The 7,937-nt window shown below is 74.3% G+C and carries 9 protein-coding genes and 1 tRNA gene; 5 read left to right on the top strand and 5 right to left on the bottom strand.

Annotated features, from left to right (window positions below; translation table 11 throughout):
• Together G407_RS0106495 and xseA are read left to right on the top strand one after the other, a co-directional pair.
• Window positions 1–189: integrase core domain-containing protein (locus G407_RS0106495; RefSeq protein ID WP_029030157.1), on the top strand; the 189-nt coding region annotated here is incomplete at its 5' end.
• An 86-nt stretch (window positions 190–275) separates the two neighbouring features.
• On the top strand, window positions 276–1,910 hold the full coding sequence (gene xseA / locus G407_RS0106490) for an exodeoxyribonuclease VII large subunit (protein ID WP_029030156.1): 1,635 nt from the start codon (window positions 276–278) through the stop codon (window positions 1,908–1,910).
• A 120-nt stretch (window positions 1,911–2,030) separates the two neighbouring features.
• On the opposite strand, the gene G407_RS0106485 is transcribed toward xseA, so the two are convergent.
• A tRNA-Leu gene (locus G407_RS0106485) sits at window positions 2,031–2,117 on the bottom strand.
• Between the two features lie 118 nt (window positions 2,118–2,235).
• Window positions 2,236–2,574, bottom strand: coding sequence for a FliM/FliN family flagellar motor switch protein (locus tag G407_RS26150; RefSeq protein WP_425337485.1), 339 nt, complete (start codon window positions 2,572–2,574; stop codon window positions 2,236–2,238).
• Window positions 2,575–2,653: 79 nt separating this feature from the next.
• Here G407_RS26150 and lipB point away from each other — a divergent pair, with 79 nt between their 5' ends.
• On the top strand, window positions 2,654–3,385 hold the full coding sequence (gene lipB, locus G407_RS26145) for a lipoyl(octanoyl) transferase LipB (RefSeq protein WP_052341041.1): 732 nt from the start codon (window positions 2,654–2,656) through the stop codon (window positions 3,383–3,385).
• A gap of 9 nt (window positions 3,386–3,394) precedes the next feature.
• Here the strand turns inward: lipB and G407_RS0106470 are convergent, their stop codons facing one another.
• Genes G407_RS0106470 through G407_RS32460 form a run of 3 tightly spaced genes read right to left on the bottom strand, consistent with a single transcriptional unit; the run spans window position 3,395 to window position 6,877 of the window.
• The gene (locus G407_RS0106470; protein ID WP_029030155.1) at window positions 3,395–4,543 is read right to left on the bottom strand and encodes a CaiB/BaiF CoA transferase family protein; all 1,149 of its coding nucleotides are present in this window, start codon (window positions 4,541–4,543) and stop codon (window positions 3,395–3,397) included.
• On the bottom strand, window positions 4,540–5,088 hold the full coding sequence (locus tag G407_RS0106465; RefSeq protein WP_043539046.1) for a DUF1499 domain-containing protein: 549 nt from the start codon (window positions 5,086–5,088) through the stop codon (window positions 4,540–4,542). The genes G407_RS0106470 and G407_RS0106465 overlap by 4 nt, the downstream gene beginning before the upstream one ends.
• Before the next feature lie 28 nt (window positions 5,089–5,116).
• A complete protein-coding gene (locus tag G407_RS32460; RefSeq protein ID WP_052341024.1) occupies window positions 5,117–6,877 on the bottom strand; it encodes a LysM peptidoglycan-binding domain-containing protein in 1,761 nt (586 codons plus the stop codon).
• A gap of 142 nt (window positions 6,878–7,019) precedes the next feature.
• Here G407_RS32460 and G407_RS26135 point away from each other — a divergent pair, with 142 nt between their 5' ends.
• Complete coding sequence (locus G407_RS26135; RefSeq protein WP_052341023.1) at window positions 7,020–7,637, top strand: LOG family protein; 618 nt, start codon at window positions 7,020–7,022, stop codon at window positions 7,635–7,637.
• Window positions 7,638–7,732: 95 nt separating this feature from the next.
• A complete protein-coding gene (locus G407_RS30940; RefSeq protein ID WP_084327351.1) occupies window positions 7,733–7,930 on the top strand; it encodes a hypothetical protein in 198 nt (65 codons plus the stop codon).
• Window positions 7,931–7,937: the final 7 nt, after the last annotated feature.

The raw sequence follows: 7,937 nt of genomic DNA, 5'->3' as shown, positions 1-7,937 counted from the left end.
CCGAAGCTCAACGGCGCCGTCGAGCGCTGCAACGCCGCCTGGCGCTACGAATTCTACGCCGTCTACGACCTTCCCACCGGCGTCGACGCCCTCAACCCACACATCGACGCCTTCCAGAATCTCTACAACCACCACAGACCTCACGGAGCCCTTGCCGGGAGACCACCCGCCGCGTACCTCTCGGCCTGAGCTGACGGGAGCCCCGCCGCGTCTCATATGTGCTGACCCCGGACAGGCGCTTGCTCCCGGCGCGTCGCTCCTCCAAAGTCCCGCCCATGGCCGCCCCCGCACAAGCCTCCAACGCCCCCGAATGGTCCGTCTCCGAGCTGTCGGGGGCGCTCAAGCGCACGATCGAGGACGCCTACGGCTACGTCCGCCTGCGCGGCGAGATCTCGGGCTTTCGCGGCCCGCATTCCTCGGGCCATTGCTACTTCTCGCTCAAGGACGAGGGCGCGAAGATCGACGCGGTGGTCTGGAAGGGCACCTACGCGCGGCTGAAGACCAAGCCCCAGGAGGGGCTCGAGGTGGTCGCCACGGGCAAGATCACCACCTTCCCGGGCAAGTCGAGCTACCAGATCGTCATCGACCAGATCGCGCCCGCCGGCGTCGGCGCGCTGATGGCGCTGCTCGAGGAGCGCAAGCGCACGCTCGCCGCGCAGGGCCTGTTCGCCGCCGAGCGCAAGCGCCCCCTGCCCTACCTGCCGCGGGTGATCGGCGTCGTCACCTCGCCGACGGGCGCGGTGATTCGCGACATCCTCCATCGCGTGCAGGACCGCTTCCCGCGCCACGTCCTCGTCTGGCCCGCGCGGGTGCAGGGCGAGACCTGCGCGGAGGAGGTGGCGGCGGGCGTGCGCGGCTTCAACGCGCTCGACCCGGCGGGGCCGATCCCGCGGCCGGACGTGATCATCGTCGCGCGCGGCGGCGGCTCGATCGAGGACCTGTGGGGCTTCAACGACGAGGACCTGGTGCGCGCGGTGGCCGAGAGCGTGATCCCGGTCGTCTCGGCGGTGGGCCACGAGACCGACTGGACGCTCATCGATCTCGCCGCCGACGTGCGCGCGCCGACGCCGACGGGCGCCGCCGAGATGGTGGTGCCGGTACGCTCGGAGCTCCTCGCCGTCGTGCACGACCGCGCGCGCCGCCACGAGGACGCGTGGCTCCGCCGGCTCGAGCGCCTGCGCGCCGACCTGCGCTCCGCCGGCCGCGCCCTGCCGCGGCCGGAGGATCTCACGGCGACGCAGCGCCAGCGGCTCGATCTCGCCGCCGCACGCCTCGCCCCGGCGCTCGCCGCCAATGCTCAGGCGTACGAGCGTCGCCTCGCCGAGGCCGCCCGACGGCTGGAGCGCGGCTCGCCGCGGGTGCGGCTGACACGCGCACGCGGCCGGCTGGAGGCGATCGCCGAGCGGCCGGAGCGGGCGCTCGCGGGGGCGATCGCGCGGCGGCGCGACCGGCTGGACGGCCTCGCCGCGCGGCTCGTCGCGGGGCGGGGAAGATCCGTAGAGACACCGATTACCCACGGCCGCAAGCAGGTCGACGCGTGCGGAGGCCGGTTGCGCGGCCTCGCGCTCGCCGGCGTGCGCGAGCGGGCACGCACCCTCGCCGGCGTCTGGCAGCTCGCCGAGAGCCTGAGCTGGCGCTCGGTCCTCGCCCGCGGCTACGCGCTCGTGCGCGACGCCGACGGCAGGCCCGTGCGCAGCGCCCGCGCGGTAGAGGCCGGCGCGGCGCTGAGCCTCGAGCTCGCCGACGGCACGATCGCGGCGCGGGCGGAAGGCGGCGGGACGCGTCCACCGTCGGAGCCGTCGCCGGCCGAAGGGCCGCGCGAGCCCGCCCGTAGGCCGAAGCCCGCGCGCGCCGCGAAGGCGGCCGCCCCGTCCCCGGCGCGGTCGCAGGGAAGCCTGTTCGACCTGTGAGCCGCGATGGCTGCGGGTCTCTCGCAAGTGTCGGCCTGCAAAACACGAAGGCCGCCGGGTCGCCCCGACGGCCTTTCGTGTAGTCACCCAGTATAGGCTCCGACGCCCCGCACCATATTCTGGTGCGGCCGAGAGGATTTGAACCTCCACCCCGTTTCCGGGACTAGCACCTCAAGCTAGCGCGTCTACCAATTCCGCCACGGCCGCGGAGCCTCTTCGGGGGCGCCGCCCCCGGGGTGCGCAGCGTGTATCAGATCGAATCGGGGGGGACAAGCGGCATTTCCGGACGCCGGCGAAAAATCGCGAAAGCGCCCCCGAACCCCCGTCAGTCGCCCTCGACCGGCGCCGCGCCGACCTGCGCGGCCATGATCGCGGCCGCTTCCTCCAGCGCTTCCGACACCGAGAGCGCGTCGCCGATCGACACGCCCGGGTCGGAGGTCCGGGTGGGCTTGGGGATGATCTCGGTGATCTCGACCTGGATCCGCGTGCCGGTGACGACCACCTGTCCGCGGGCGATGGGGTGGTCGTTGGCGAGGATCTCGACCATGTCCGTGTCCGAGCTCTCGAGCTCGATCACGGCGCCGCGGCCCATGCGCAGCAGCATGTGCACCGGCATGCGGGTGCGCCCGAGAACGATGGTCAGATCGACGTGGAGGCCTTCCATGCTGGACACGCGCCGCGAACTCCTCGACATGAGACGAATGAACCCGAACGACCGCGACCGCACGAGAGGGACCGCGCCGATGCTTGCCGATCATGGTGAACGCTCGGTTAACGACCGCGCCGCGCCGGCCGGCGGCTTCCGTCCCGCGCCCGGCTCGCCCCCGGTCGAATGGGCGATCGCGGAGGGGCTCGTCGCCTACGAGGACGCGCTCGCGCAGATGGAGGCGCGCGCGGCGGCGATCGCCGCGGGGGAGGCGGCCGAGCGCGTCTGGCTCGTCGAGCACCCGCCGCTCTACACCGCCGGCACGTCCGCCCGGGAGGCCGACCTCGTCGCGCCGGGGCGCTTCCCCGTCCATGTCGCCGGGCGGGGCGGCCAGTACACCTATCACGGCCCGGGCCAGCGCGTGGCCTACGTGATGCTCGACCTGACGCGCCGCCGCCAGGACCTGCGCGCCTACGTGGCCGCGCTGGAGGAATGGCTGATCGCCACCCTGGCGGAGTTCAACGTGCGCGGCGAGCGTCGCGAGGACCGCGTCGGCGTCTGGGTGCGCCGGCCGGAGAAGGGGGCGGGCGTCGAGGACAAGATCGCCGCCATCGGCATCCGCGTGCGGCGCTGGGCGACGTTCCACGGCATCGCGCTCAACGTCGAGCCGGACCTCGCGCATTTCGACGGGATCGTGCCCTGCGGCGTGCGCGAGCACGGGGTGACGAGCCTCGTCGACCTCGGCCTGCCGGTGACGATGCCGGAGGTCGACGCAATCATGCGCGCGACCTTCGAGGAGATCTTCGGGCCGACCGTCGCGTCCGCCTGAGGAGCCGGATCAGGCCGGCGCCGCGAACTCGGCGCGCAGCGCGGCGCCGTGCGCGTCTCGGGCCGGGACCGGGCCGAGGCGTGGGGTCTCCCCGTCGAGGAGGGCGCCGGGCGCGAGCAGGGTCGCGGGGCCGGCGGGCGTGTCGACGGCGACCGTGCGCAGCTGCGGATGGCGGGCGAGGTCCTCGAGCGTGCTCACGCGGCCGTAGGCGATCCGCGCCGCCTCCAGCCTGGCGATCACGGTGTCGCGCTCGAGCGCCCCGAACACCGACGCGATGACGGCGTCCAGTGCGCCGCGGTTCTCGACCCGCGCCGGGTTGGTGGCGAAGCGCGGGTCGTGCGCGACCTCCGGGCGCTCCAGCACACGCGCGCAGAAGGCCTCCCACTCCGCCTCGTTCTGGATCGAGAAGAGCACCGCCTTGCCGTCGGCGCAGGCATAGTCGCCGTAGGGCGCGATGGAGGGATGGGCGAGCCCCATCCGCTGCGGCGTGCGCCCGCCGTAGGCGAACTGCAGGTAGGGCACGTTCATCCAGTCCGCGAGCGCGTGGAACAGCGAGACCGAGACGTGCCGGCCGCGCCCCGTCGCGCCGCGCCCGATCAGCGCCTGCAGGATGCCCTGGAAGGCGGTCATCCCGGCGGCGATGTCGCACACGGAGACGCCGACGCGGGCCATGCCGTCGGGCGTGCCGGTGATCGAGGACAGCCCGCTCTCCGCCTGGACGAGGAGGTCGTAGGCCTTCAGGTCGCGAAAGGGCCCCTCCTCGCCGTAGCCGGAGATCGAGCAGGTGACGAGCCGCGGGTGGTCCGCGCGCAGGCGCTCGGGATCGAGGCCGAGCCCCGCCGCCTTTCCGGGCGCGAGGTTCTGGATGAAGACGTCGGCCTTCTCGATCATGCGCCGCACCAGCGCCCGGTCGGCGTCCTCGTGCAGGTCGACGCAGATCGACTCCTTGCCGCGGTTGAGCCAGACGAAGTAGGCACTCTCGCCGTTCACGTCCGCGTCGTAGCGCCGGGCGAAGTCGCCCTCGGGCCGCTCGAGCTTGATCACGCGCGCGCCTGCGTCCGCGAGCCGGCCGGAGGCGTAGGGGGCGGCGACGGCCTGCTCGAGCGAGACGACGAGGAGCCCCGCGAGGTCGCCCCCGCCCTTCGCGACGTCGCTCACGACGCGGCGCCCGCCTCGGCGGCGACGCGCGCCGCGATGGCGTCGAGCCAGCGCTCGAGCCGCGCGCGGTTCGCGCCCATGTCGGAATAGCCGATCTGCGAGCGCGAGTAGAGCGCGAGCCGCGAGCGGCCCGGTCCCGCGCCGTAGATGCGCGCGCTCACCGTGTCGGGGAAGCGCATGGTGCGGCTGCGCACGAGGAAGCGGTCCGCCTCCTCGCGCAGCCCGGCATAGACCTGCTCGGTGCCCGGCTCGGCGGTCGCCACCTCGGCGACGATCTCGCGCAGGCGCGCGCCCGGCACGTCGTATACCGGCGTGACGAAATCGGGCTCGGCGGCGCAGACGTCCTCGGGGCAGGCGAGCGCGTCGTTGGGCGAGGCGCGCCGGGCGAGGGTCTCGAAGCTCACGGGGCCGAGGTCGGCGGGGCCGAAGGCCGCAGTGTAGACGTCGTCGATGCCCCCCGGCTCGGGGCCGCGCCAGAGGAGGAAGGCGAAGCCCGCGCCGGCGAGGACGGCCGCCGTCAGGGCGATGCGGGGTGCACGACGCATGGCGATGGCTCCGTTCGGGACCGGCGGCTCAGCCGCCGCGCGCGTCCGCCGAGCCGGGCTCGGGCTCCTGCGCGGGCAGGACGAAGATCTGGCCGGGGAAGATCAGGTCCGGGTTGCGGATCTGGTCCTGGTTGGCGTCGAAGATCACCGTGTAGCGGATGCCGTCGCCGTAGATGCGCCGCGAGATCCGCCAGAGGCTGTCGCCGCGCACGACGAGGGCGGTGTCGACCGCGGGGATCGTCAGCGTCGCCGTGCGCGCCTCGCCGGTGCCTTCGGCGGAGATGGCGGGCGCGGTCGTGGTGACGGCGGCGACCTCCCGCGCGGGGGCCACCGGCCGCGCCGGCTCCGTGGCGACGATCCGCGGCGCGGCCTCGGCCGGCTCGTCGGCCGCCACAACCGGCTCCACCGGCTCCGCCGGGCCGGGCTCCGCAGCCGGTTGCTCCGGTTCCGGCGCCGCTGCGACGGCGGGGGCGGACGGCAGCGCCGGCATCTCGAAGGTCACCTCGGCGCGCGAGAGCACGCGGCCGTCCCCGCCGCCGACCTCGTCGAGGCGCACGCGGTAGAGGCCCGGGCGCACGCCGGTGCCGATGGCGAAGGAGACGGCGCCCGCACCGTCCGCGGCGGCGCCGCCGACGAAGGTCTCGTTGAGGTAGAGCCGCACGTCCGCTGCCGGCCCGGCCTCGCCGGAGACGTAGAGACCGCCGCCGCTCTCCGCCTCCACGCTGGCGATGCGCACGCCCGCGCGCGCCGGCGGCAGCGGCGCGACTGCGTCGGCGCCCGCGACCTCGACCGCGGGCCCGGCCTCGTCGGCGGCGACGTCCTCCTCGGGGGCGGCGTCCTCCGTCGCGGCGATCGCCTCGGCGGCGGGTGCGGGTGGCTCGGGCTGCGAGAGCACACGCGTCGGCGCGCCCGGCTCGGCGAGCGCGACGACCGGCTCGCTGTCCAGCGTGTCGGCGACGACGACGGTGATGCTCTGGCGCCCGCGCCGCGCGGTCCCGTCCGCCTCCTGGACCTGCAGCGCGATCTCGTGCGTGCCCGGCGGCAGCGGCGGCGGGATGAAGGCGAAGGCGCCGGTGGCGTCGGCGACGATGATGTCGTGCCGCTCGCCGTTGCGCAGGAGCTCCACGGTCGCGCCCGCTCGGGTGCGCCCGGCGATGACCGCATCGCCCGTCGGCTCGACCCGCACGAGGTCGAAGACCGCGGCATCCGCCTCGGTGTCCCTCTCGTTGTCCCTCTCGGAGTCCCTCTCGGTGTCCTGCACGGCCTCGGCGGCCGTCGGGGCGGGCTCCGGCGTCACCCGCGCCGCCGGAGCGGCGGGCTCGACCGCGGCAACGATGGTCTCCCGCGTCGGGTCCCGTTCGAGGCTGTCGGCCACCTCCTCCTGCGCGGGGGGCTGCGTCTCGACGCTCTCCACGGACTCCGTGGGCTCGGACGCTGGGGGCTCGGACACGACGGGCTCGGCCGGCACCGGCTCGGCCGGGACGGGTTCGGCCAGGACCGGCTCCGGCTCGGCCGCATCGGCGACCGGCGGCTCCGCGACGGGCGCCTCGACGGTGACCTCGGGCGCGGGCGCGACCGTGGGCCGCACCGCGGCGGCGATCTCGGCGCGCTCCGGCGTCGTTTCCCCCACCGCGGTCGCGGCGCCGTTCCCGCCGCGCTCGTTCACCGGGCTCTCGTTCACCCGGTTCCCGTTCACGCGGTTCTCGTTCACGACGTAGGCGCCGATCCCCCCCGCGGCGAGCAGGAGCGTGACGATGATCGCGATGGTGCGACGCCGTTCGACTGGCACGGCCTGTGGTCCTCTCGTCTCGGGCGGCGCGCACTGGCGTCCCCGCCTCGGAACGGTTTACTTTCCCTGCGCGTCGTCGGAAACCAAAATCGTTGGGGCGGCAAGCGCGAATCGCAACATATTTCAGAGAGGTGGCGCGACAATGCGTCGTATCCGGTCGATCTGCGTCTATTGCGGCTCCGCCGAGGGCCGAGACCCCGCCTATCGCACGGCCGCCGAGGAGCTGGGCCGGGCCATGGCGGCGGCCGGGGTGCGGCTCGTCTACGGCGGCGGCGCGCTCGGGTTGATGGGGATCGTGGCGCGCGCCACGCTGGAGGCGGGCGGCGAGGTCACCGGCATCATCCCCGACTTCCTCACCCGCAAGGAGAAGCTCCTCGACGACGTGCAGGAGACGATCGTCGTGCCCGACATGCACACGCGCAAGCGCCTGATGTTCGAGCGCGCGGACGCCTTCGTGGCGCTGCCGGGCGGCATCGGCACGCTGGAGGAGCTCGTCGAGCAGCTGACCTGGGCGCAGCTCGGCCGCCACAGGAAGCCCATCCTGCTGCTCTCGCTGAAGGATTTCTGGAAGCCGCTCCTCGTTCTCGTCGCCCACATGCGCGAGCAGGGCTTCATCCGTCCGGGCCTCGAGCTGAGCCACCTCGTCGCGGAACGGGCGAGCGAGGTCCTCCCCATGCTCGAGGCCGCCGCCGCCCACGCCCCGCCGCCCGAGGACGGCGAGCGGGCGGCGACGGAGCGCTTCGTCGAGCGCAAGTTCTGAGACGTCGCGGGAGACGGCGCGCGCGGCCCGGCGAACCCGCTGGGCCGCGCGTTCGTTGGGCGGGGCGATCCCCCGAGAAGCCGCGGAGACCCGCCATGGCGCAGCCCCCACCGTCCGAAGACCCTCGTCCCGCGGGACCGGAGACGCGACCCGAGCACTCCGCGGAGCGTGTGCGTCAGGGCGAGATCGTCCTGCGCAGCCGCCGGCGCAAGGCGATCTTCTTCGGCGGGCTCGTCGCGCTCGTTCTGTTCGCGATGATCTGGACGCTCGTGGTCGGTGCCGTCGCCGGGTGAGCGCCCG

The organism is Salinarimonas rosea DSM 21201 (assembly GCF_000429045.1).
GTDB lineage: Bacteria > Pseudomonadota > Alphaproteobacteria > Rhizobiales > Beijerinckiaceae > Salinarimonas > Salinarimonas rosea.
Note: the sequence above shows the minus strand (reverse complement) of the source record. Positions and strands in the feature narration are given on the sequence as shown.